Source organism: Microcoleus sp. S28C3, from assembly GCF_036700785.1.
In the GTDB taxonomy this organism is placed as follows: domain Bacteria; phylum Cyanobacteriota; class Cyanobacteriia; order Cyanobacteriales; family Microcoleaceae; genus Microcoleus; species Microcoleus asticus.
The window spans coordinates 64,517-90,849 of sequence record NZ_JAUBPO010000006.1 but is presented as its reverse complement, the minus strand read 5'-3'; the positions used below and the strand labels follow the sequence as shown (position 1 = coordinate 90,849).

At 46.9% G+C, this 26,333-nt stretch carries 13 protein-coding genes; 8 read left to right on the top strand and 5 right to left on the bottom strand.

The genetic code is table 11. The annotated features are described in order from the left end of the window. Window positions 1-8: 8 nt before the first annotated feature. Window positions 9-4,457, top strand: coding sequence for a tetratricopeptide repeat protein (locus QUA13_RS03625; RefSeq protein WP_333196693.1), 4,449 nt, complete (start codon window positions 9-11; stop codon window positions 4,455-4,457). A gap of 316 nt (window positions 4,458-4,773) precedes the next feature. Here the strand turns inward: QUA13_RS03625 and QUA13_RS03620 are convergent, their stop codons facing one another. Beyond that, the gene (locus tag QUA13_RS03620) at window positions 4,774-8,745 is read right to left on the bottom strand and encodes a PAS domain S-box protein (protein ID WP_333196691.1); all 3,972 of its coding nucleotides are present in this window, start codon (window positions 8,743-8,745) and stop codon (window positions 4,774-4,776) included. A 296-nt stretch (window positions 8,746-9,041) separates the two neighbouring features. On the opposite strand from QUA13_RS03620, the gene QUA13_RS03615 reads away from it, so the two are divergent. Then, complete coding sequence (locus QUA13_RS03615; RefSeq protein WP_333196689.1) at window positions 9,042-10,229, top strand: anion transporter; 1,188 nt, start codon at window positions 9,042-9,044, stop codon at window positions 10,227-10,229. A 180-nt stretch (window positions 10,230-10,409) separates the two neighbouring features. Here the strand turns inward: QUA13_RS03615 and QUA13_RS03610 are convergent, their stop codons facing one another. Further along, window positions 10,410-14,111 (bottom strand): alpha-mannosidase, encoded by a 3,702-nt coding sequence (locus QUA13_RS03610; protein ID WP_333196687.1) that lies wholly within the window; start codon window positions 14,109-14,111, stop codon window positions 10,410-10,412. Window positions 14,112-14,293: 182 nt separating this feature from the next. Here QUA13_RS03610 and QUA13_RS03605 point away from each other — a divergent pair, with 182 nt between their 5' ends. The 5 genes from QUA13_RS03605 (at window position 14,294) to QUA13_RS03585 (ending at window position 20,191) form a co-directional block, all read left to right on the top strand. Further along, window positions 14,294-16,279, top strand: coding sequence for a hypothetical protein (locus QUA13_RS03605; RefSeq protein ID WP_333196684.1), 1,986 nt, complete (start codon window positions 14,294-14,296; stop codon window positions 16,277-16,279). A gap of 78 nt (window positions 16,280-16,357) precedes the next feature. Next, complete coding sequence (locus tag QUA13_RS03600; protein ID WP_039887172.1) at window positions 16,358-16,474, top strand: photosystem II reaction center protein I; 117 nt, start codon at window positions 16,358-16,360, stop codon at window positions 16,472-16,474. 294 nt (window positions 16,475-16,768) lie between these two features. After that, window positions 16,769-19,291: a DUF3769 domain-containing protein gene (locus QUA13_RS03595; protein WP_333196683.1), complete on the top strand. Its 2,523-nt coding sequence runs from the start codon at window positions 16,769-16,771 to the stop codon at window positions 19,289-19,291. 61 nt (window positions 19,292-19,352) lie between these two features. Next, entirely contained in the window at window positions 19,353-19,523 is a 171-nt protein-coding gene (locus QUA13_RS03590; protein WP_333196682.1) for a hypothetical protein, read from the top strand. Continuing rightward, entirely contained in the window at window positions 19,520-20,191 is a 672-nt protein-coding gene (locus tag QUA13_RS03585; RefSeq protein WP_333196680.1) for a hypothetical protein, read from the top strand. The genes QUA13_RS03590 and QUA13_RS03585 overlap by 4 nt, the downstream gene beginning before the upstream one ends. 25 nt (window positions 20,192-20,216) lie before the next feature. Here QUA13_RS03585 and QUA13_RS03580 read toward each other — a convergent pair whose 3' ends face one another. Then, the gene (locus QUA13_RS03580; RefSeq protein WP_333196677.1) at window positions 20,217-20,732 is read right to left on the bottom strand and encodes a phycobiliprotein lyase; all 516 of its coding nucleotides are present in this window, start codon (window positions 20,730-20,732) and stop codon (window positions 20,217-20,219) included. Window positions 20,733-21,422: 690 nt separating this feature from the next. Between QUA13_RS03580 and QUA13_RS03575 the strand changes: the two genes are divergently transcribed. Beyond that, window positions 21,423-23,669 (top strand): beta-propeller domain-containing protein, encoded by a 2,247-nt coding sequence (locus QUA13_RS03575; protein ID WP_333196722.1) that lies wholly within the window; start codon window positions 21,423-21,425, stop codon window positions 23,667-23,669. Window positions 23,670-23,804: 135 nt separating this feature from the next. Here QUA13_RS03575 and QUA13_RS03570 read toward each other — a convergent pair whose 3' ends face one another. Together QUA13_RS03570 and QUA13_RS03565 are read right to left on the bottom strand one after the other, a co-directional pair. After that, on the bottom strand, window positions 23,805-24,500 hold the full coding sequence (locus QUA13_RS03570) for a Uma2 family endonuclease (protein WP_333196675.1): 696 nt from the start codon (window positions 24,498-24,500) through the stop codon (window positions 23,805-23,807). 240 nt (window positions 24,501-24,740) lie between these two features. Next, window positions 24,741-26,150 carry a (Fe-S)-binding protein gene (locus QUA13_RS03565; RefSeq protein ID WP_333196672.1) on the bottom strand — a complete coding sequence of 470 codons (1,410 nt, stop codon included), beginning with the start codon at window positions 26,148-26,150 and terminating at the stop codon, window positions 24,741-24,743. Window positions 26,151-26,333: the final 183 nt, after the last annotated feature.

Sequence of the window (26,333 nt, the reverse complement as noted above, 5' to 3'; positions counted from 1 at the left end):
ACCATTTAATGAAAATCGGATTTCTCGATACCTACACTTGGGATTACAAAATTGAAACTCCTTACTGCAAACCTTTGGGCGGCACTCAGTCGGCTATTTGTTACTTAGCCGAGGCGTTGGCAGCACAGGGAAACGAGGTATTTTTGCTCAACAATACTTCCGAGTCGGGGATGTCGCGCGGCGTTGATTGCAGGCGCAGGGTGGGGGACAAATCTAATTTAGAATTGCTGCGATCGCTCGATTTTTTAGTTATAGTCAATATAGTCGGCAAAGCACTGGAAGTTAAGCCGCTTTTGGGGGAACAAACTAAATTAATTTTGTGGATTCATAACGAACCGGGCTTTGTATTCCTCGAAAAGTTTAAGAATGAGCAAGAAATCAATGCTTGCGATGCCTTTGTATTTGTCAGCGACTGGCAGCGCGAGCAATTTCACCGGCGCTTTGGGATTGACTCCAATCGGAGTTGTATTTTAAGAAATGCGATCGCACCTTGTTTTGCTAACATTTTTGCCGATAACAGTTCTATCCTCTCTCATAAATCTCGACCGCCCATTTTAGCTTACACCAGCACTCCATTTCGCGGACTCGATATTTTGTTAAAAGTATTTCCCGAAATTCGTCAAGCTGTCCCCGGAACCAGATTAAAAGTATTTTCAAGCATGAAAGTACACCAAATAGACGACAATGATAACCAGCTTTTTTTCGGTCAACTTTACCGCCAGTGTCAGGAAACAGAAGGCGTCGAGTACGTCGGTTCCGTACCGCAACCCGAACTCGTCCGGCAACTGCGTTCAGTCGCGGTTTTAGCTTACCCGAATACCTATTTGGAAACCTCATCTATTGCCGTGATGGAGGCAATGGCCTGCGGTTGCCGGATTGTGACGAGTGAATTGGCAGCTTTGCCGGAAACAACGGCTGGATTTGCCCGTCTAGTTTCAATGTCAGGCGTGGAAAATTTTGCATCGATAACTAATTGGAAGCGGGCTGGTAAACCAGATTGGGAGGGATATACAAGGCGGTTTTTAGAGGCGATAGTCGGAGTTTTAAATGAGGGCACGGGTGCGGGCGGCGCAACTGCTGAAAATCATCTGAGACAGCAAGTAGAATATATAAATCGAGGGTGTACTTGGTCTGTGCGATCCCGACAGTGGGTAGAATGGCTGAATAGTATTACTGTACAACCTGTAAGAATGGCAGAGCAAATGATAACGGATTCGTTGGTGGATTTAGAAGCAGCTCAAGCTTATTTTGTCAAGGGAAATCGGCTGAAAGATGCAGGCAGGCTTGATGAGGCGATCGCAGATTACAAGAAAGCTTTAGAGTTTAACGGGGAAGATGTCGAATCTCACAAAAAGTTGGCGGAAGTTTATGTTTTGCAAGGAGAATTTGAAAGTGCGATCGCCTGTTGCAATCTCGCTCTTAAATTCAAACCAAATTTTGCTCCGGCTTATTTGACAATGGGCAATGCCCTGCACGCTCAAGACAAGCTCGAAATGGCAATTAAAGCTTATTTGCAAGCTTTAGAAATTCAGCCGAGATTTGCCGAAGCTAGCGCGAATCTCGGCAGTATGTATTACAAGTTAGGGCAATTGGAACAGGCAGCAAATTATTACCAAAAAGCTCTCGCCATTAATCCTAAATTGTGTTCGATTAATTTGATGCTGGGCAGCGTTTTGCAGCAGCAAGGAAAGTTAGATGCAGCAATTGCTTGCTATGAAAAAGTGCTGCAACTGCAACCGGGAGATGCCACCGCTGCTGAGAAACTATCGAGTTTGATCTCACAAAAAGAGCGGGAAACTACCGACAGCAAATTTATCGAATTAGAAACAGAATCAGAGGAACAGCAACCAGTATCTGTCAACAAAGATGAAGGCTACGGCTTGCAGCCTTCGAGCATAAATTTGCCGCCAGCACCAACCACTGAGACTTTAAATACTCCGTTTACAAACCCCGCCGAAGTTTCCGAACAAGTTACCTCGCTCAATGTTCCAGATAGCGGGCAAGTTGCCAATTTTCAAGAAGTAGAACCGTACAAAAAACTGGCAGAACAGTTTTTAGTTGAAGGTAAAATTAAAGAGGCGATCGCCGCGTGCCAGCAAGCGATCAAAATCCGACCAGATTTCATTCACGCTTACGTCACTTTAGGCAATGCTTTGCAAGCAGTAGGCAAAAATGAAGCTGCCATTCGTTCATATTCTCAAGCCCTAGAATTGCAGCCAAATTTTGCGGAAGTGCGGGCCAATATCGGCAGTATGTATTTCAAAATGGGGCGTTTGGAAGAAGCGATCGCCCATTACCAGCAAGCCATTGCCCTCAGTCCAGATTTAGCAGGAGCTCACTGGAATTTAGGGAAAGTATATCAGAAACACGGCAACATCGCAGCAGCGATCGCCTGTTTTAAAAGAACATCCGAACTCAACCCGCAGCTAGTCGGCGCAGACTTCCACTTTAACTTAGGTAATCGACTTTTCAGCGAAGGAAAGCGCGAGGAAGCCATCGAAAGCTACGAAAAAGCGATCGCCATTAAACCGGATTGGGCCGAAGCTTACGGTAACATCGGCAGCGCGCGATCGCAACAAGGCAATCTCGACGCCGCCATCGCTTACTATCAGAAAGCTGTAGCTTTAAAGCCGCAATTAGAAGTTTTGCACTTCAATATAGCCAACTCTTTTTTACAGCAAAACAAGTACGACGAAGCAATTACTAATTACCGCAATACTCTGAAAATCAAGCCCGATTGGCCGGAAGTTCACGCTAACCTCGGCAGTTGTTTTTCCATGCAGGGACGGCTGGAAGAAGCTTTAGCCAGCTATCAGCAAGCTTTGGCATTAAAACCGGATTGGGCAGAGGTTTACTGCCGCATGGGACACATTCAGAAACAAGATAAGCCGTTGGACGCGATCGCCAATTTTGAAAAGGCGATCCAATGCAACCCCAAATTCAGCGAAGCCCACCAACAACTGTGCGACTTGCTAAGCCATTCCACCAACCTTGCCGGAGCCCGCAATGTAGCCGACAAATACTGCGAAAACTGCGGCGATGTCGCCCCAATCATGTCAGCTACAGCCTACGTCTTTTCCTACCTGCAATCCGGTGTCAGCAAACAGGCTATTCAGAAACTCGAAGAAATCGAAAAACTCTGCTACGAAAAGGTGGAAAGCTTTAGCGTAATCGAACTAAAACTGCTCTACGAAATCTTCCTGTTTGCAGTTTCTCACCTGCGAGACAACCGCGAAAAAAATGCCAGTTTCTACAGACTAATTGCCAAAGAATACTACAAAAAAGCCGTCCCGCTGCGGCAGCAAATTAACAGAATCAAGCCAACCACTTACCAAATCAAACAACAGCCTTTAAAAATCGGCTTTCTTTCCAAACACTTCCGCCGCCACTCGGTAGGTTGGTGCAGCGAAGCTTTAATCCGCGAATTAAGCCGCATTACCCCCCACGTTCACCTTTACGTCACCGGGAAACTCAATCGAGATGAAGTTACGCAGCGGTTTGAAGAAATGGCGGGCAAGTTTTACTGGCCTAAAAAATATCCAAACGGCTTTGCTGATGGCGGCGAAATCTTCGCCGAAGTAGCGCAAGACAACTTGGATGTTTTGATAGACTTAGACTCGATGACAGTGCCAACAAATGTCGAAGTCTTATACCAATATCCTGCGGGAATTTGCGTTTCTTGGCTAGGATTCGACGCACCATACATTTCAGATAATCACTACTTTCTGTGCGACGAACACACTCACCCCCCTGGTGTTGAAAAAAATTACTTAGAACAGTTAGTGAGATTGCCTGTTTGTTCGGTAGCAATTGGCGAACTGCAAAGCATTCCTGTGAACCGAGAGGCGATTAGAAATGCTCTCGGAATTGGCTTGGATCAAATGACTTATCTGTGCGTTGCGCCAGGGAGAAAAACCAATCCCGAAATGGTACGAGCTCAAGTTAAAATCCTTAAGGAAGTACCAGAGAGTTGGTTAATCCGCAAAGGTCAAGGCGACCCCGATGTTATTCACAGCACTTACCGCGAAGAATGCGAAATTCAGGGAGTAGATTTTGCTCGGATTAAGTTTATAGGGCAAACCAGAAGTGAGGAAGAACACCGGGCTATTTATTATGTAGCCGACGTGCTTTTAGATTCCTATCCTTACAACGGGGGAACTCACAATTTAGAGGCTTTGTGGGCGAATTTGCCAGTGGTAACTCGATCTGGCGACCAATATCTTTCGCGGATGGGTTACGCTTTTATGAAAAGTGCAAATCTTGATGTTGGTGCGGCGTGGAGTTGGGAGGAATACACGCAGTTGGGAGTTAAGTTTGGCCGCGATGCGGGTTTGAGAAATGCGGTGAAAGAGCATTTAGTAAAATCTAAGCAGCCAGAACATCTCGCCCCTTTGTGGAATCCTAAAAAGTTGGCTGAGGATATGTATGAGGTGTTTCAAAAACTGTTAGCTAAATAGGTTAGTCAGTAGTCAGTAGTCAGTAGTTATTAGTCATTAGAAGGAAAAATTTCCGCATCTCCCACTCTTCTCCTCTTTCTGTGAAGTCTTGTAACAATTTTCGTGGAAATGCGTAAAAATTCCGCACCGAATCTGATTAATAGATAGCTAATTCATAGTACCGCGATCGCACTAACTTTATGCCAGTTAGGGCGATCGTTTTTTTAGTAATACCAGTTTCAAAAAAAGAATGCAACTGTAGACAAGCTCCAAACCAGCAGCTTCATCAGTAATTCCCAAATCTAAAATCTAAAATCTAAAATCTAAAATAACCTGACTACTCACTAATCGCGATCGCCACTCGATCTCGCCCGCCAGACTTAGCTCGATAAAGTGCCTTATCCGCCGCTTCAATCAGCATTTTCGGGGAATTTTGATTTTCCGAAACGCCCGCAACTCCCAAGCTGAGAGTCACGCAATCGCTGACAACAGACTTGATGTGGGGAATTGCCAAGGCTTTGACGCGGCTGCGGATTCCCTCAGCAACAGCCTGTGCAGCCACGATATCCGTATTTGGCAAAATTATCCCAAATTCCTCGCCGCCGTACCTAGCAGCCAAATAGAGGCGTTCTGCAGGTGCGTTCGTGCAAGCATCCCCGATCGCCCGCGCCACTTGCTGCAAACAAGCATCCCCGGCTTGGTGGCCGTAATTGTCGTTGTAAAGTTTAAAACAGTCAATGTCGCACATAATCAAAGATAGCGGTTCCGAAGAGCTAGACTGCTCCCATTCCCCGTTGATCACCTCATCAAACCGGCGGCGGTTAGCTAATTGAGTCAGACTGTCCAAATTCGCCAACGCGTCCAACCGCTGGTTAGCAGCAGCTAACTGTTGGTAAAGTAAAGATTGTTCGATCGCGATCGCCACTTGAGTGCCCAACTGACTCAGCAAATCCATGTCAAACTGCTGCCAATGGCGGGGTCCCGAACAGTGGTGGGCAATCAGCAAACCCCACAACTTCGGCACTTGACAAGAACCGTTACCTTCCCTAGGTTCCATTCCCTGCTGGACAATCGGCACTACCAAATTTGCCTTCACCTGACACGCCGCCAAAAAATTAAGGTGACACTCGCTCAAATTAGAAGCATGAACATCCTCTATGGCGCGAATGCGGCCCATTAAATACTGTCCGATGTAAGTATTAGCAAAACAGCAATCGTCAATTGGCACCCCCTTCAGTGGAATCCATCCTTCTCCAACTGACTCCACCACCACATCTCCGTTCCAGTCGGGTCGGAAGCGGAAAACCAGGACGCGATCGGTTGCCAAAAACTCCCGGACTTCCGCTACTGTAGTGTTGAGAATATCTTGGAGATCCAGAGAAGAACGGATGCGCGATTGAATCTGTGCGATCAGGCGTTCCCGTTCTATTTGTTGCCGCAGCGCTACTTGGGCTTGCTTACTTTTAGTAATGTCCCGACCTTCCGGCAGCAGCAATACTATTTTGCCAGTTTCATCCGCGACCGGTTTGAGAGAAAAATCAACAATTGCCGTCCGATTTGCACCTTGAAGTTCCACTTCGTAGCGAACAAATTCACCTTTTGCCGATCGAGAAATTGCATCTTGCAACTGTTCCCGAACTTCCTCAGAATCTCCCCACCACGGCAATAGCCAAAACGGTCTATTTGCCACATCCCGCAGCTTAATTCCCGCGAAATCCAGAGAAGTTCGGTTAGCTTCCAGCAGAGTGCCGTCCGGTTTCAACAAGCTCACAAATTGGAAAGAAGAATCAAAAATTGCCCGAAAGCGCCTTTGAGAATCTCCCAACATTGCCGTCACCTTTGCGCGAGAGGTAATATCGCGGAAGCGCCACACCCTGCCAATAATATTTTGTCCGACTCGAATCGGCTGCGTGTAGCGCTCAAAAGTGCGGCCGTCTTTAAATTCAATAATATCGCAGCCTTCGGACTCCGCATCGCTATAAATTTCTTTAACTCTCTGCAAAAAAGCGCTCGGATCTTTAACTTGCTTGGTGAGAAATGTTAGCCGCACCGTTCTATCCATTGAGTTTCTAACTTCTTCATAAATTCCCCACATTTGGACTAACTTTTCGTTAAAACTAATCAGTTCTCCGGCGGTAGTAACGGCGAGGATGCCGTCTGCCGTTGCTTCCAATGTAGCGTGCAGCAGAGAGCGCGATCGCTCTAATTCTGCTGCGATTAATTTGCGTTCCGTGAGGTTTCGCACTGCTTTCACCTGCACTAAACGACCTTCCCACAATACGAATTTGCTGCGCACATCAGCGGGAAAAGCAGTTCCGTCTCGCCTGAGAAAAATAGTTTCACAGACTGTATTGGTGGCTGCTGAAATCATTTGCGCCGCTTGTTTGTATGATTTCGGCGACAGCAGTTCCAGCAAGCTCATTCCCGCCATTTCCGCAGGTTCGTAACCGAACAGCTCGGCAAAATTGCTGCTGACGCTCAAAATTGTGTCGCGGTCAGCCACGGCAACTGCTTCAAAATAAGCTTCGGATTCAAGCAAGCTCGGTACTACTGTATTCCTGCCATTTTCGCGGCGGGAGTAGCTGTTGCTAATTAGCTGTTTCAATTGCATATTTGCCGAGTACAAAGCGGCCATAGCTTGCCGGTACAAGGCAGTACGTTTATCGACTTTTTCTGCGAGGCGATCGCGATATTCTCGCAGTTCTTTTTCCACTCGAATTAAATCAGTAATCTCTACTGCAAACACGATCACGCCAGCAACTTTACCTGTTTCGTCGCGGTAAGGTATTTTATCTGTCCGCACCCAGCATTTTTGACCCGAGACAGTTGGCAGCAGTTCGACTTTACCCTGTTTGGGAAGACCGGAATTGATTACTTCCAAATCTTCTAAATAATATTGCTCTGCTTCATCTGGATATATTTCATAAAAAGATTTACCTTCTAATTGAGCTGCGGGCAAACCTCTCGATGCAGCGGCAGCTTGATTAATTCGCAGCAGGCGGCTTTCGGTATCTTTGTACCAAATCATCGCCGGCACGGAATCAAAAATAATTTGCTGTTCTTGTTGCTGCCGGCGCAGTTCTGCTTCTGCTTGTTTTCTTTTAATTATTTCTTGTTGCAGTTTTTGGTTGGCTTTTTTTAGTTCAGCAGTGCGTCTTTCTACTCTTTCTTCTAGTTGGTCGTAGTATTTGGTCAGCAAGTTTTGCTGCTGTTCGCGTCGCATTGCTTCTAATTTAAAGCTTTCGCTAACTGACAAACTTGACGATACAAAATCTGCTAATATTTGGGTAAATTCCTGTTCTTCTTCCGTCCAATCGCCGTCAGAACCGTGGCGTTCGGCGCTGACTATTCCCAACCTTTGACCTGCCAGCACAATCGGTACGTTTAACAGGGAAGTCGTGGTGCCGCGATCGGCAAAATAAGGACCGACAAGTTCTCGCGTTCTCGGGTCATTTTCTGCTGCCACAGTTGCGATCGCACTTGCGGAGCTTAAAGCTTGAAAATATGCCGGACAGTCGGCGGCTGTGATGATTATTTGTACGGAATGGAGTTTAGTATTTTGTTCGTAAAGGTCGATGCAGTGAAGATGCGTTTTGTCTTCGCCGTACAGCCAAATACTGGCTCGATCGCAGTTGACAATACTGACAGCAGTTTCTGTTACTTCGCGGATGAATCCTTCTAGATTGTGGCGTTGTTTAAGTTGACTTTTGGCTAATTTTGCGATCGCCCAAGTTGGACTGCGCCAATTTTCTCTCTGTTTGGGCGGCACCGATAGCCTAGATGGCTGCGAAGCGGTTTTAATTTCTTCGCAAACTAACAGTACAGCCGGCAGTTGGAAATTGGCAATTGAGCGACCATTGGTATTTTCCTCTATTTTCCAGTCAACCGCAAGCATTGCGCGCGCGGTTGCTTTTACCGCGATAATCCTGCCGTCTTTGCAAGTCAAATTACCTTCCCAACAGGCAACTTTTGGAGTTGCCGTACCGTTTTCCGGCTGGGCCAATCCGGCAAATTCTGCCTGCATTTGCCCTTGCTCTTGGCAGTAAAATATGTTAAAAATTGAATGACAAATTAATTCCTGCGATTTGTATACGAGGCGAGACTCGCCGAATTGATTGAGCGAAAAAATTCTTCCCAAAGCGTCTAGGACGAAGTAAATGCCAGGAAAATTGTCGTAGAGAGTTAGATACCAATCCTGTTCGACTTGTTGACCGTACGAAAGTTTGGCTGCCGCGAGCTCGCCCTCCGTGTCGGTTAAGTGAGAATTGTTGGTTTCTGGGTTGCTTGAATTACTTTTTTTAGCAAACACTTTTAGCTTAACTCGACTGTAATTAATTTTACTTTCTGGAATTTAACTTTCTTGTGAAACTAAATTAAACCTGTTGTTTGAAAAAAGTTACAAGTTGTAATAAATTTACAACTTGTCCAGCACCCTGCTTTTCGCTTCCCAATGCAACCACTTTGTTTGTTTGTAGTTGGTAGACCGTCTGCCGGCGATATTTCCCGCTAGTTGCAATGCCAGCAGGTTTAGCTGCAATTACCCGGTCTGTACTTTTAGCATCCCAGACAATCGAAAAAAACGGCAATCAATGGTTTTAAGTATATATGATAACACTCAAATACCTAGTATTGGGACTGACTTACTTGGGATTCGGTTTGGGATATTTGCCGGGACTGCGGATGAACCGGGCGGCGATCGCCATTGTTGGGTCAGCTTTGGCAGTGGTTTTGGGGATACTCAACCTCAAAACTGCTTGGGAGGCGATCGACCCAGGTACGATCGTTTTTTTGCTGGGAATGATGATCGTTAATTCGGCTTTGGGAGCATCCGGTTTTTTTCAACTCGCTTTGGAGTTTTTAACTCGCTTTACTCGTTCTCCTTTCGGCATTATGGTGGCCGTTACTTTTGGCAGCGGCATTCTATCGGCATTTTTTCTTAACGACACTACTGCTATTTTGCTCGCCCCTTTAACACTGAGTCTGACTCGCTCTTTGTCTCTCAATCCTATCCCTTATCTTTTAGCTTTAGCCGGAGGAACTAATTTAGGTTCGGTAGCGACTGTGAGTGGGAATCCGCAAAATATTCTCGTCGGTTCTTTTTCGGGAATTAGTTATTTAGAATTTGCCCGCTCTCTCGCACCGGTAGCTTTAATTTGTTTGCTGGTTCAAGTAGCTTGGCTGTGGTTGCTTTATCCAGAAGTGCGTTCTTGCAAATCTTTGCCGGAGGTTCCCCAAGTCCGCTATCGATTGTTCAAGCCTTTACTAGCAAAAAGTTTGTGGGTGACAGCAGGACTTTTAGTAGCTTTTTTGGCGGGAGCACCTTTAGCAGAATCTGCTTGGATAGCTGCCAGTGTATTGTTAATTACTAGGCGCGTCAAGTCCGATCGCATTTTGCAAGGCGTTGACTGGAATTTGCTAGTAATGTTTGCGGGATTGTTTGTGGTTACTAAAGCAACTCAACAACTGGGTTTGTTGGACAATTTAACTAATTTGACTGGTACGCCGCTGAGTTTGTTGGGAGTAACGGTAATTCTTTCTAACTTAATTTCTAACGTACCCGCGGTGTTAGTTCTGCAATCGGTGATTGTCAAAACAGATACACAAGCTTGGCTTTTGTTGGCGGCGGGTTCTACTCTGGCGGGGAATTTAACTTTGTTGGGTTCTGTGGCTAATTTAATTGTAGCTGAAGTTGCAGGGAAATCAGGCGATCGGCTGACTTTTAAGGAACATTTGCGGTTCGGGCTGCCGCTGACTTTAGTTACTTTGGGAATAGCTTTTTTTTGGCTCTATTAAAAGGCGATAATTCGGGCAGGATCGTGCTCGTACAATTAAATTTTAGCCTCACGCTTTTACCTGTGCCCACTGGATGTGTTTTCCATGAACCGCAGAGGGCGCACAGGGGAGATGATAACAGAATAGATGAGAGCGAAAGAGGTAGGTTGAGAAATCTTTGCAGATTTCGGTATAAAGTCTTTAGGTCTCTGTTTGGCGCACAACTGAAAAACTCGCGATTTTCCAAAGCTCTATCTTAAATCCTCGTCCTTCGGGCAACTTTTCAGACAAATTGGCAGGTCGTTCTAACAAATCTACTGCCTCTACAATTTCTAATCCCAAATCACTCTTGAATTCTAACACAGTCTCTTTCCCCTCTGATTCGCAACACCGCAAAATCCACACATTAGAATCGTCTTCCGATTGTTTGAAAGCCATCAAAACTAAATTGTCGGCGGACAAATCCAAGAACTTGCCAACTGCCGGCAGAGTCTTGCGGTCATTTTTCTCTAACTTGGGTAACACCTTTACTAGCAGCGGCAAATTCAACTCGTAGCCGCGCCGAACTGTGCCGGCCTCTTGCCAATTTCCAGCATGGGGATAGACTGCACAAGTAAATTCCGAAACTCCTACATCTGCTTGTTCATCCGGCCAAGTCGAACCCCGAAGCAAAGTCAGCCGAATTCGATTCGGTTGAAGGTCGCAACCGTATTTGCAATCGTTGAGCAAACTCACTCCAAAGCCGTCATTGCTGATATCAGTCCAGCGCAAAATCGGCACTTCCCATTTGGCTTTTTCGGCGGGTGTTTGCGGCTTGGTTGTGCGTGCGATCGCACCGCCGGGAATTTCGCAAGTTGCAAAATCTGCTTCTACATTTAACCCAAAGGCTGCTTTTACTAAAACGTGAGTTTCTTGCCAATCTGCAACTGTCTTGATTTTCAGCAGTGGCGAACCTATTTCTACTATATAATCTTGGCAAAACTCCGATTTGCAAATTTGTCGGACTACGCGCAAACTCTGCCGTATTTGTCCCTGCTCTACCCAAGAAATATCTTTGAGTATCGGCGTTGGTAGTTGATGTTTTTCATAATTTGGATCGATATTCCAAGCATCCCAATATTGACCGCTGTCTTGAAATGCTTGCAGTTGATTGCCGCCTGCTGCATTCAGGACTTCTCTGTTATTTACTTTATCCCAAATGCTGGATAAATCCCCGGTTTGTCCGTCTACTGTTGCCCGAATAAATTCATTTTCTAAAACCATTTCTGCGGCTGCAAAAAGCGTTTCTTGACCAGGTGTGTTTTTCTGTGCTATACCGTATGTAAGTTTTGATAACTCTGTCTTTTTTTCGGTTTCTGGACTTGCGAAGGCATTATCTACAGTTTGAGCGTCTTCGCGACACAGCCAAAACACCCGGTAGCCAACGGCGGGCAGATTATTTGCCCAGAATAACAGTGTAGATTGCGATTGGAGTCGATCGCCCCTGACAATCTGCGACACCAGTGGCTGTCCTGAAAAATCGTAAATTTGCCAACCTGAATCAGCCACATCGGGAAGCGGTACGGCGACAACCTCAGAGCGCGACCAATTGAGAGTATTGAAAATCAAAATCGGTTGAGCGTCGGGCTGCGGAGGATTTGGCAGAGAAATTTGAGCCGAGATTGCATCCAAAGATTTTAGCAGGATTTCGCGACAAGTGCGATCGACCCCGACCCATCCTAGATTAGCATCCGCGTAAACTTGGGCGATCGCAGAACCGGGCAAAATATCGTGAAACTGGTTAAACAAAATTTGTTTCCAAGCAGATTCTAATTCTGATTTCGGATAAACTGCACCAGTACAAATCGTTGCCAGCGAAGACAGCAACTCCGCTTGGTAGAGCAATTCTTCGCAGCGGCGGTTTTGGCGTTTTTGGTCGGCGCGAGTCGTGTAGCAACCCCGGTGGAATTCTAAATAAAGTTCGTCTTTCCAAACGGGAAGAGTTTTGAGTTGTGAGATCGGAGGATTTGCATCCTTCATTGCCGACAATTTGGAAAATTCTAGCGCCCCCAAATTCTCCTGATTGTCCGATTCGGGAACATCACTTTCTGGCCTAGTTGTCGCAACTTCTGGCAAAAACTGACTCTCAATCAAAGACAAATAATCAACCGCTTTCGCAAACTCCAACCTCGGGAAAAAAGGCGACATTTTCCAGCGTTTCGCCACCTCCAACATATCACGAGTGGGCCCGCCGCCGTGGTCGCCAACCCCAGGCAACCAAAGAGCATCTTGCAAACCAGTCTTAACTTGCCAGTCAAAAGCATAACTTGCCATTTTCACAGATTCTATGCCTTCACCAATTGGAGGAGACATCATACTAAAAATTTTAGTACCGTCCAACCCTTCCCACCAAAACGCACCGTGGGGAAATTCCGTTGTATCATTCCAACGCAACTTTTGCGTCACAAAATAGTCAACTCCGCCTTGCCGCAAAATCTGAGGTAATTGCCACCCAAAACCGAAAGTATCCGGTAGCCAAGCCACCCGCATCAATTCCCCAAATTTTTCTTTTGCATAACGCTGTCCGTAAAAAACTTGCCGCACCATTGATTCAGCGGAAATCAAGTTTAAATCTGGTTCTACCCACATCCCGCCGACAACTTCCCAGCAACCCGCCGCCACCTGTTTTTTAATCGCTGCAAATAAGTCCGGGCGATGTTCTTCCATCCAAGCATAAAGCGCCGGAGTTGAATGGCAGAAAATCAAATCGGGAAACTCCGATTGCAATTTCAATACCGACTCAAAAGTTCGCTTTGCCGCTTCCCAAGTTTCCGGGACAGGCCACAGCCAAGCTAAGTCTAAATGAGCGTGACCGACCAAATAAATTTTACCTGTATATATAGATGTTCGATCGCCACTTTCTCCTATATATATAGATGTAGCTTTGCTATTTTCTCCAACCTCAAAAACCTCATCTTTTCTTCCTCCCTCTGCGGCCTCTGCGGCTTCTGCGTTTCCCTCATCTAAATCCCCAGAAAAAGATGTCAGAGCTACACTTTCTCCTATATATATAGATGTAGCGTTGCCGCTTTCTCCAACCTCAACAACCGCATCTTTTCTTCCTCTCTCTGTCGTTTCTGCGACCTCTGCGTTTCCCTCATCTAAATCCCCAGAAAAAGCCCGCAGATATCCCAGTAAATTGTGCCGCAAAACAGACAGCGAGCGATCGAACTTTTCGCGATCGCTCACCGCCGACCAATCAATCAAACCAAGGGCCAAATCAATCTCAGATTTCAGCGTTTCCCCCTTGACAAACATGGGGCGATTTGCTATTGTTTCAGTGGAGAGGTATTGGGAATTTACAATTTCTAAATTTCGACTTAGCGAATTTTGCAAAATCTCTAATTCGGCAGCAACAAAACCCGGATCGAAACAAGAAGAGTCAGCAGCTTCGTACAAACAAATCGATCGCACTAAAGCACCGCTATCGTGACCCGGACTTACCAACCGCAAAATAACTAAAAATTCATCTCCGGGATTGGCCGACGAACTCAACAAAACTCGATCGGCAAAATCAAATAAATCTCCCTGTCCGACTAACTCGCCGTTGACAAAAATTTGAGCATCTTCTGCCCACCAAGTCAAACCCAGCAGCAACCGCAAACCAACCACAGGATAGCCGTGCAAACTGTCAGGAATTACAAATTGCTGGCCCAAATACAAAACTTGTTTCCCCGACGGCCACGCAATATGTCCTTTGCCGTTAAGTTCGGCAACAGGGCTGTTACAAATATTTACCGAAGAGACAACCGAGTCAGAATCGCAGTACCTCCAGCCAGACTGAACCTCCACTTGGCTGAGGCGGCGCAACTTCTCGACAGTGGCAGAAATATTGTTGCTAGCAGGTGACACAGAAGCGCTCATATTTCGCTAAAATAGGAATTGTGTATTAATCAAAGATCGGATTGAACCGCGAAGACGCAAAGGACGCGAAGAAATAAAGGTTTCAGAGGGTTTGAAGCTGCGATTAAGATCTCGCTTTGATTTTACAGCAATATTCAGCAATTCCGGCGCGAATCAAAAATCTGAATTCAATAATAAAACTTATGTCCAACGGTTACTACGGCCCCTACCAAAGCCGACTATTAAATTTTATATCGAAACAGTCCCGCCAAGTTGCCGACAATTGCGATCGAACTTGGCGTCAAATTAAAGAAGCAACTCTCACCGCCACCCAAATTCTGCTTTATCCAGCTTATTTGCTGGTGCAAAGTTCCCGAATGCTGGGCCGACAGTTGCGGGAATCAAGCCAAAAAGTAGATTTACCGGAACTGCAAGAATTTAGCGGCGACGAAAACCCCGATTTGCAACAAAATTGGTATCAGGGGGAAACTTCCGAGGAAAGTTCGATCGCCGAAATTTTGCACCTAGCCGAAAATTTGCTAAACTCGTCGCAAACTGCGAAAACTTTAGCCAGCTTCCCGCTGTTAATTAATCAGGGAAATACTGCTAACGATTTACATCCGGCAATCAATTTGAGCGGACAAATCGCAAAGCATCAAACCACTTCCGTCTTAGAACACCCGCTTGCTAAAACTGAATTAAAACCGCAACCGAAAGTTGAGGGAATTGCCAGTTTTATCCCAGCCCGCACTTTAGTATTGGTCGGAAAAGAAAATCAGATATTAGATATTTTGACACCCGAACAGCAGGAAATGCTCGAAGGTCGCATAACTTGGGAAATTGCCAACACTGGGCCCGAACGGCGGGAAATTACCCAAAAAGAATTAAAATTTAATCTCGGTTTGGAGTCAGCGGCCAAAAAAGCGCAGTTGCCGCCGATGCGTCGTTTTTGGGAATTGATGGCATGGCTTCAGACGAGCCCGGTTGCTTTGAAAAGAAATCAGTTTGGAGAATCAATCCTCGCAGTTAAAAAATCGATCGACCGCAATACAATCCTAGTCCAAACAGCCCGCGCGCAGATCGAAGCAAAAACCGCACAGCAGTCAATTGCGGCATCGAATTCGATCGACTACAATACCCCAAAACTAGAAACTAATTTTAACAGCAAGTTCGATCGACCCCCTACTCCTCTCTCCTTTGTTACATTACTCGATCGCGCCGCCGTCAACCTCGAAGAATTAACCCTACCGCCAGCGGCAAAAACAATCGCCGCACCCACAGAAGCCCCCGGAGTAAAAATTAATACATCCGGCACAGACGCCAATTTAGATTTGTCCGCCCGCGAAATCCTCGAAAAATACGCTCGAAACATCGAAGGAATTATTTGGTCGTCAGTAGACCACCTCCTCGGCAAAGAAACAGCAGCAAGTGATAATACGGAAAAAGCAGTTGCTATTCAGTATTCTTTGAAACAGCGACAAGAACAAGAAAACACGCAAAAAAGCCCAGAGGTCGATCGGCCGTGGCTGAACTGGCAAGACTTATTCGGGGAAGCAGCACCGCAGCATTTAATCGAGGGCAGTTCCGAACCCGAGGCAGCAGCTCAAAGTCTGGTAGCACAAGCTATCCCAAAAGTCAAGCAGGAAATTGCAGAAGAAGGAGAATTGCCAGAAGGTCGATCAACCGCAGTCTCAATATCCCCTTACCCCGAAGCACTTCACCGCCTGCTAGGGCAGCTAAAACAGAGCTTGCTGGCAAAAAGCCCAAAAAGTCAACCCCAAACAGCATCTGATTTATCTGATTTAGCAGTTACTCAAAAAAATAGCTCTGCACTCGCAGCAGAATCAACCCCAGGGCGCGCGCCGGAAACCCAAGTGCCAAAAAACACCAACCCGAACACCCGACAAAACAGCCAATCCCCAGCAGCAATCACCGCGCAAACCAGCAGATACACCCCCGCAACCCCCGCCGCAGCCGAACCAAAAAATCAGAGCGCAGGCGTCCAACCCGAGGGCGAATACTTAGAAACAAAAGCAGAATCGATGGGATACATTAAGCACCCGCTAGAACAAGTGCTCGAATGGCTCGATCGAGTCATGCTGCGACTAGAAAACATTGCGGAGCAACTCTGGAATTGGGCAAAAATCAACTTGCCAAAAATCCTCAAAAGCAAAGAGAAAATTGACTAATCTTTAGCTTATGATAAAAAAGTTGCCGCAACAGCAGCAAATCAGCTCAGTATTATGCCATCTTTGGAGACTCCCACAGTGCTAACCCTCAAAATCGTAGTTAATGTAGTTGTTTTATTTTTTGTTTCCCTGTTCATCTTTGGATTTTTGTCCAATGACCCAGCCCGGAACCCCAACCGCAGAGACATGGAATAAACAAGTTATCTCTGCCGCTTGCTGGGGGGCACGCCACCGCAGCCCCCTAGCAAGCCCGCAAACCCGCAAAAATTAGTCGAAAAAAACTTGACCTCGCACCAGCAGCGAGGTTATCTTGTGGCGGAAGCAAGTTCTGAAAGCAGCCATATTCCGGCGCGCCAAAGCCACTGCAAATTTTAGATGTCAGATTAATGTCTAAACAGTTGCCTTTTAGATGCAAAAATTTTCAATAATTTGCACCCTATAAAATCTAAAATCTAAAATCTAAAATCGGATGACTTACCTGTTGTAACTATGCCCTATCCGGTACCGCCGCCAGAACCCTCTGCCATCATCTACATCGCAAAGCCAAAAAAAGTCGCCCTCACTGTGGCGATCGGCGATGGAGACACCCGCAGCAACCCCGCAGAAATACCGGAACCAAGCCCAGATATCGTTCAGCCAGAACCCACACCGGCCCCAGCAGCACCCGCAGCCACACTCCTCGGCACTACCCCAGCCACCGACCGGCCTCCAGAAATCGCCGACCCCCTAGCGGAAGTGGAACGCGGCGAGGCAGTGGTGGGATTTCAGCGTCGGTTTCCTGTGGGAGAACCCAAAACTGCGGAAACTCCGAAAGATTCCTCGTTTACTGCTTACCAATTGGGTTCGGTAGAAAATGCCATTGCCATTCGCAATAGGAAACGAACCGCAGAGGCACAGAAACAACAGGAGAGGAATCTTGTCGGAAAGCAGGAAAGTTGGTATCAGGCCCAAGGCCGGCAGTTAGAAGATAACTCTCCCGAACCTGCTGAAATTCCCGTTCCAGAACCCGCGCCAGAACCAGCACCCAGCGGGCAACAGCAGTTCGACATTCCAACTCCGGGAACGACGCCCGTACCGCCGCCTCGGCCGCAGCCGCGACCTAAACCAGCGGCGCCGGGAGTCCGCACTGCGCCTTCTCAGCGGACGGTGCCGTTTCCGGTGAGTCCGGCCGATACTATTGAAATTAAGGCCGACCGCCAAGAATTCGACGACAAGCAGCAAATTGTCACGGCAGTTGGTAATGTCGTTGTGCGGTTCCGGCAAACTGTGATTGATGCCGATCGGGCGATCGTCAACTTAGTCACCCGCCAAGTGGTAGCATCCGGCAATGTCGCCTATACCCGCGGCCAACAAGTAGTACGCGGGCAGCAGATGGAGTTCAATCTCGGCCTCAACAGCGGCGCAGTCGAACAAGCCAGCGGCGAAATATTCCTGCCCGCAGCAGGTAGCGAATTGACCCCCACACTGCCGACAGATATCAGTGCTGGGACGATTCTGGAACAGCCGCTGAGCGATCGAATTACCAGCCAGCAGCCCGTGCGCGGAGTCAAATCCCCCGGCGCTGCTACAGTGACTATCGGCGGCGGCGGACAGTTAGCAGCCCCCCAAGTGGTCGGCGCCGTCAACCGCGTCCGCTTTGAAGCAGAACGCATCGAACTGCTGCCAGACGGCGCGAGGGTAGCAACGAACATTCGGATTACTAACGACCCGTTTTCCCCGCCGGAATTTGAATACAGGGCCCGGAGGGCGACGATTAGAAGGATTTCGCCCACGGCTGAGGAATTGGTCACAACTCAACCCCGCTTGGTGTTCGACAACCGCGTGAAAATACCCGTGTATCCCCGCAGGCAAGTGTTTGACAGCCGGCAGCAAAACGGCCCGTGTTTGACTTTTGGTTACGACGGGGGGGACAGAGGCGGTTTGTATGCCGAGTGCGGTTTGGAGGTGTTGCAAAACGGGCCGGTGCGGCTGACCCTGACGCCCCAAATTTACCTGCAGCGGCTCGTGGCAGAGAACGGCGGTAATCCGTTTTCTCCCGACAGCTACGGGCTGAAAGCGAGGTTGCGCGCTAGTCTCGGCCCGCGCACCAGCCTGGACGGATCGGCAATATTTTTGAGTTTTGAAAATTTCCCGAATTTGCCGGAAGACAGCTTTCGGGGCAATTTGCGCCTGCGGCAGTTGATCGGCACTCACTCTCTGGCAGCAGAATATAGTTACCGCGATCGGCTGTTTAACGGTTCTCTGGGCTATCAAACCGTGCAGAGCAGCCTCGGGGCAGTCCTCACTTCCCCAGTCATCCAACTCGGAGGCACTGGCATCAATCTCAGCTACCAAGCCGGGTATCAATTTATCAATGCTGACACCGATCGAGCAGACTTGCTCGAACCAGTGCGGGAAAACAACCGCGTCGATTTGGGCCGTTCCCAACTCAGCTTTGCCTTGAGTCGCGGCTTCAACCTGTGGGAGGGCGAACCGCTGCCCCGCACTCCCACCCAGGGTTTGAGGTATACGCGGACGCCAGTTGTTCCTTTCTTGCAACTAGCCCTGGGACTCCGGGGAGTTGGCACTTATTACAGCAGCGGCGATCGACAAAATTCCCTCGCCGGCAGTGTCGGCATTCAAGGGCAGTTCGGTCATTTCTCCCGCCCTTTCCTCGATTACACTGGGTTTAACGTGACTTATACCCAGGTGGGGCGCGACGGTATCTCGCCGTTTTTATTCGATCGCTTAGTAGATTTGAGAGTCCTGTCTTTTGGACTTGTCCAGCAAGTTTACGGAGGGTTTCGAGTCGGATTTCAAAGTGCTATTAATTTAGAAAGCGGGGAAGCAATCAGTACGAATTACACTGTAGAATACAGCCGTCGCAGCTACGCAATTATTTTGCGTTTTAATCCTGAGCGTCAAGTCGGCAGCCTGACTTTTAGAATTAGCGACTTCAACTGGAATGGGACTCCCCAACCTTTTTCCGGGGACGCGCGAACTGTAGAAGGAGGCGTGCGTTTATCCGATTAATTCAATTGGGTAATCGGTAATGGGTAATTGGTAATGGATAATGGATAATGGGTAATTGGTAATGGATAATTGGGAATTCTTCCTTACTATTCGTTACATTCGTTACATCCGTTACATCCGTTGCCGAACTTTTTCGCTCAACATCCATCCGTTAAATCAGTTAACTCCCGATTCACTGCGCGTTGCCGAACTTCCTTCTTCCTTCAAAATCCAAATTCCCAAGTTCCCATGACAGAAGTGACCGCAATATCTGCACAAGCAGCGGCTCTGCTGGTTCACTACGGTTTTGACCTAGGTGGCAAAAAAGCCGAGAAATTGGCGGGTGAATGGCTGACCAAGTATCCCGGCTATTGGCTGCGTTTAGCAGTGGTTGAAGCGCTTTATCAAGGGCGCTACAAGGCTGTTTCTGTGGGACAGCTATTGAGTATGTGGCATCGGATCGGTCAACCTCTCTATCATTTCAATCGCGAGTTTGAACGCTTGGTCTGCAATAATTTTCCTCAAAGTTTAACCGGGGAAAGTGCTGCTCAAATGCCACAGGAAGATATACTTTTATCGAACCCGGAATCGGAATTTAGTGCCGCAGAGTTAGATTTTCGCGGGCCGTCAGAGGCGCAACTTGACGTGGCGCTTCATGCAGAAGTCCCGAACACAGATGGCGAGGAAACAGGAAAATTGCCCGCAGCCGACGATCGCACAAAAGAAAATACAGAATTTGTAGTATATGAAGATGTGGCTGTTACCGCCCTCGCCGATCGAGCCGAAGCTGAACACAAATTAGCGGACAAACCTGTGGCAAAATCATTCCCAGTTGTCAAACACACTGATTTTCATACCAAGTTAAAAGCGATTGCCAGAGAAGGCCGAAGAAAGAAGGGAGAAAGCAGAAATAGAGTGTAAACTTTGGGAACTAGATAGTTATTTGTCACTTTTCATTTTGGGCACTTCCTCCCATCCGAATTTCCGAACAAAAAGAGGCTTGTTCGGTACCGTTAGCTTGCTTAACAACGCTAGTCCGCAGCCGCAAATTGGGCATTAGATACCACAGCCTTTCTTCGGCATGGAGAGTGTCTGATTCTGTAATCAATGTCAGCACGTCGTCGCCCATCACGTAGCGGCTGTTACCCTTGTCTTGCAACACTTTGCCTTCGCTGGGATTGTCGGGATTTGGTACGATCGCTAGTATGGTAGAACCGATTTGTTTAGCTTTGTCGCGATCGGAAATACCGTCCCAAGTAATCCGAACGCTGGTTAGCCCAGTTGAGGCCGGGTTAATGGAGTGTGCTTGGCAAAGTTTGACGACTGCTGCATCGCTAGCTGTCAGTATTTCTATTTTGAGGTCGGATTTACCTGCCTGCAATTTCCCAGAATTGAGATTGTGTACGGTGCGCTGGGAAAACCATTTGCCTGCACTTAACTCGAAAAACTCGATAACATCCATGAAATTTGTCTCTAAAGTCAATACTGCCTTATTTGCGATCGCCACTTGCGCGCTATGGAGTCAGAAACCCGGTTTCTTCCTACCTACCTAGCGGTCAAACCAATGATTTTGTTGAGAAACCCGGTTTAACAGTGCAAGTTCTATTCTATATTTTAGAGGAAGGGGGCGCGCCTGCAAAGCTTTCTGAGAGCTTTGGCGAAGCAGATTGCAGATATGGTTGAGGTACGAATCCCAACCAGGGTGACATCTGCCTCGCTGATGCGGCCCCATTGACAGAAAATTAGAGCATCCAGAATCGTGTTTCTTTAAAAAAGCCTTGTTCCCACATCAAATAGGATTGCGATACCTGAAAATTTTTAGCTTGAGTTTGTTTATCGATCGACAATCATCGCCCAAAGACCGGCTATGTAAAGAAAGACAACGATATATGTCAGCTTTTGTCGATCGATCGGTTAATTGGGCGTTGCTGAGTTGAATTATATTGGCAGCGATTGATTATAATCGCACTCCTTGAAAATTCTCAAAGCAGACTCAGACTCAAAAACCAGCAATTCATCGAACCATAACCAAACCAAGGACAGCAGACCCTAGCACATAGCATTCAAATATGTCATGCTAAGTCAAGAGAAAAGATTCTCGATCGGGTTTCCAGCAGGGTGCAGCTAGCGATCGCATACATTTAAAAAAGACATCCACAAATTCATGAGCGAGTTTACACAAGGGCTGGATAAAATGCAGCCTGCAGAACAGAGACACTATTTAGGAATCTTGCCAAGTCAGCTAGCAGCGACTTCAGACTCCGAGAAATTATACAGCTTACTAACAGATTACAATTTTATTGAAGCCAAGCTGTCAGCATCCGGAGTACAGGCGCTAATAGAAGATTACGATTTAGCAACAAGTCCCGATATAATTACCTCAGACCAAAAAGGCGACCAACTCCAATTAATCCAAGAAGCAATTCGTCTGTCTGCCCACATTCTAGCCAAAGACAAAACCCAACTAGCCACGCAACTAATTGCCCGCTTGATGCGCTTTGAAAGTCCAGAAATTCAAGCACTGCTAGCACAAGCAAAACACCAAAAAAGCCCCTGGCTGCGACCGCTAACGCCAAGCTTTACTCCTCCCGGCGGGAGATTGCTGCGCACCCTCACCGGACATACAGATTGGGTACAAGCTGTAGCAATCACCCCCGACGGCAAGCGGGCAATTTCTGCCTCCTCCGACCACACTCTCAAAATTTGGCACTTAGAAACAGGCGAAGAACTTTCAACCCTCGAAGGTCATCTTACCTACGTCAATGCTGTAGCTGTCACGCCCGATGGCACTAAAGTAATTTCCGGTTCTTGGGACAATACTATTAAAATTTGGGATTTAGAAACTGGACAAGAAATATTTACCTTTGCAGGCGATACTTTTGCGGTAGAAGCAGTAGCAGTAACTCCCGACGGCAAGCGAGTAATTTCTGGTTCTTGGGACGGCAGCATAAAAGTTTGGAATTTGACAACCAGGGACGTAATTTTTAACTTCAAAGGTCACAGCAGTTTTGTCCAGTCCGTAGCAGTAACTCCTGATAGCAAACGGTTGATTTCTGGGTCTGGAGACAACAGCATAAAAGTCTGGAACCTAGAAACGGGAAAAGAACTTTTTACTCTCACCGGTCATGCAGATTGGGTAAAAAGTGTAGCAGTTACTCCCGACGGCGAACAAATAATTTCCGGCAGTTATGACGGAACTGTTCAAGTCTGGAGTTTGTCAGAAAGAAAGCAACTTTTCACTTTAGGAAAACACGCCAGTTTCGTTCAAGCTGTGGCAGTCACTCCCGACGGCAAACGAGTAATTTCAGCTTCCGGCGACAAAACGCTCAAAGTTTGGAATCTGGAAACAAAAGAAGAACTTTTCACTTTTACCAATCACATCGCCCCAGTGAATGCTGTGGCTGTTACCCCCGACGGCCAGCGGATAGTTTCTGGTTCCTCTGACAAAAATCTCAAAGTTTGGCACTTAGAGATAGGAAAAGAAAATTTATCATTTGCAGGTCACCATGACTGGGTAAATGCTGTAGCAGTGACGGCGGACGGTACGAAAGCGATTTCCGGTTCAGGAGACAACAGCATTAAAGTCTGGGACCTCAAAGACGGACAGGAAATTTTTACTATTCCCGGTCATAAAGATTGGGTAAAAGCGATCGCCATAACAGCGGATAGCAAGCGAGTAATTTCGGGTTCCGGCGACAAAACTGTGAAAGTTTGGAATCTAGAAACCGGACACGAAATCTTTACTTTCACTGGTCATACGGACTGGGTAAATTCTGTGGCAGTGACGGCAGACGGAACGATGGCGATTTCCGGTTCTGGAGACACAACTATTAAAGTTTGGAGTTTAGACACAGGAGAGGAACTTTTTACTTTATCAGGTCATGAGGACGGGATAAAAGCTGTGGCAGTTACTCCTGACAGCAAGCGGATTATTTCGGCTTCCGGCGACAAAACTCTGAAAGTTTGGAGTTTGGGGAAAGAAAATAATATTTTGGCAAATGTCTGGAATTTAGCCGTCAAACATCTACTTTTCACCCTCAAAGGTCATGAGAGTTTTGTGAATGCTGTGGCAGTTACAACCGATGGCAAATGGGCGATTTCGGGCGGGCGAGAAAAGAATCTTAAAGTTTGGGATTTGTCAAGTAGAAAAGAAATTTTTACTTTGGTAGGTCATGAAGATTCGATAACATCTGTAGCGACTGTGGGAAATAGGGCGATTTCAGTTTCGGATGACAATACTCTCAAAGTTTGGGATTTGTTAAGTCGAAAAGTAGTTGCTAGTTTCAGGGGAGATAGTGCGTTGAAAGCTTGTGCTATTGCACCGGATGGAGTGACAATTGTGGCGGCGGAAGCTTCAGGACAGGTGCATTTTTTGAGGTTAGAAGAGGGGGAAAAATAACCTACGTGTAGGGACACGGCATTGCCGCGTCCTTACAAATATAATGTGAAATTAACGGGGTTTGATATTAATTATGAGGGTGCGCAGTCCGCACCTTACTTAATGTAGCCCGATCGCTCTTTTCCCCAGTCTAGTTTACAGTTGTTCCGGGTCAATTCCCATAGATCGCAGTCTTTCTGCCAGTACAGCAGCCCGCTGTTCGGCTTGTTCTGCCCGCAGCCGTTCTTGTTCTGCCCGCTGTTCGGCTTGTTCCAAGCTGCGAGAAACCTCCTCATAACTTGTAAACGGTTCGCCGTCAGGGCGATAAATTTGCAACTCTTCACCCGACAAATCAAAGCGAATTCCCAGTCGGGGGCTGACCCAATTTTCGATCGCATCAATTACGTCCAAACGCCCCTGTGAACGAATCCAACCGCTGAAATCGTTGCGTTCCGGGTCGTACAGGTAATATTCCTCTACCCCGTGGCGATCGTAGAATACCTGTTTTTTATTCATTTCTGTTAGCCTGTTGCCGGGAGAAAGAATTTCAAACACTACTTGCGGCGCGATATTTTCTTCTTCCCACTGTTTGTAAGAACCCCTATCTCCTTTCGGTCTGCCGAAGACTACCATCACATCCGGGCCGACGCGAATCTTGTTATCTCCTTCGACGGGATACCACAGCAAATCGCCCGCGACAAATACATTTGGGTCATCGGCAAAAAGCCACGCTAAATTTTGTTGGATGATGAGTATCCAGCGAAATTGTTTAGTATTGTCTGACATTGGTTGGCCGTCGCTGTCGGGGTAAATTACATCAGGTTTTTGAGGAGACTTGAGTTGAGTTACCATAACTGTTGTCCGGGGTTAGGGACTGTTAAATTTAATTTTAGCTTGTGGGAAATGTCAGAAGTGCGATTCCCTGCGGGATAGCTACGCCGCGCGTACTTTGTCAATACAATAACCTATTCCTCTTTCTCATTCTTCTGCCCCCTGTGTGGAACAGGCGTCCCGCCTGTGAATTTCTGCGGTTCATTAAAAAACATCTCACTCAGCATCGAAAATAGGGCGGACACCGCCCGCCCTACAAAACTACTTCCTCAGCAACTTAACCCCGCGAATCGAATAATCCAAAAGCTCAATTGGGTGCATCAAAGTAACTTCCTTTCCCTGCAACTCCAAATGCTTCTTAATTTGCAAAGAACAACCCGGATTAGAAGAAGCAATCAACTCCGCCCCAGTATTCAGCAAATTCTCCACCTTTTGCACTCCCAATTCATCAGCAACCTCCGGCTGAAGCATATTGTAAACCCCCGCACTCCCACAGCACAAAGCCGCATCCACAGGCTCTTTTAACTTCACCCCCGGAATTTGTTGCAGCAACTGACGCGGCTGCAAACTAATCTTTTGCCCGTGCAACAAATGACAAGCATCCTGATACACAATTGTCAAATCTCCGTCAATCAAAGGATTGAGTTTTGCCGTAATTCCCGCACTTGCTAAAAACTCTTGCACGTCCTTCACATTAGCAGCAAATTTTTCAGCTTTCTCCCGATATTGCGGGTCATCTGCTAAAATGTGACCGTATTCTTTCAAAGTGTGGCCGCACCCAGCAGCGTTGATAATAACAAAATCAACGCCAGTATTTTCAAAGCTATCAATCATTTGTCTCGCCAAAGATTTCGCCTGTTCCGCTTGCCCTTGGTGTTCCGGCAAAGCAGCACAGCATCCCTGACTTTTCGGAATTACAACCTCGCAACCGTTAGCCGTCAAAACTCGCACCGTAGCTTCATTAACTGGCGAAAATAACAGCCGCTGCACGCAGCCTAAAATCACGCCGACTCGATAGCGTTTTTCGCCTTGTGCCGGAATTACCTCTGGCAAATTATCCCGGAAAGAATCAACAGTAACTTTCGGCAAAATTGATTCCATCGCGGCCAAGCGGGGAAATACTTTTTTCAGCAAACCTGTTTTGCGGACAAGTTTTGGCAGTCCTAATTTTTGATAAATAAACAGCGGTACAAGCAAAGGCCGCAATCTGTGAGGATAAGGGAAGAGATTAAAAATCAGAGTGCGAATTACATTATCTGAAAAAGTGCGTTCCTGATTTCTAGTAACTTGGTGGCGAGTTGCGGAAATTAACTTGTCGTATTGAACTCCAGACGGACAAGCTGTAACGCAGGCTAAACAGCCCAAACAAGTATCGAAATGCTGCGAGGTTGCTTCATTTAATGGTGCGTCGCCTTCGTTGATTGCATCCATTAAATAAATGCGACCTCTGGGGGAATCCATTTCTTTGCCGAGTACCCGATAACTCGGACAAGTTGATAAGCAAAAACCGCAGTGTACGCAAGTATCGATTAATTTCGGGTCGGGCGGATTCTTGGGGTCGAAACCCGGTATTTCGAGGGTTTGTAAGTGGGGATTTTGTGCTAAAAAATTGCTTTCTTTGGCGGGTTTTAACTCGTCGCTGGGAACGGGAGATTTTTCTGAAGTTTGCATATATGGAAGAAGGAAGAGGGAAGAAGGAAGAAGGAAGGAGGAAGGAGGAAGAAGAAAAAAATTTAGTTATCTAGGAGAGAAGTCAAAAGCAATCGACCGCATGGATAAAGTGCAATTAAGAACCTCCTAAACGTGCCAAGAAAAACTTCTCTTCTTTTCTCTTCCTTTGCAGTCTAGCGCTAA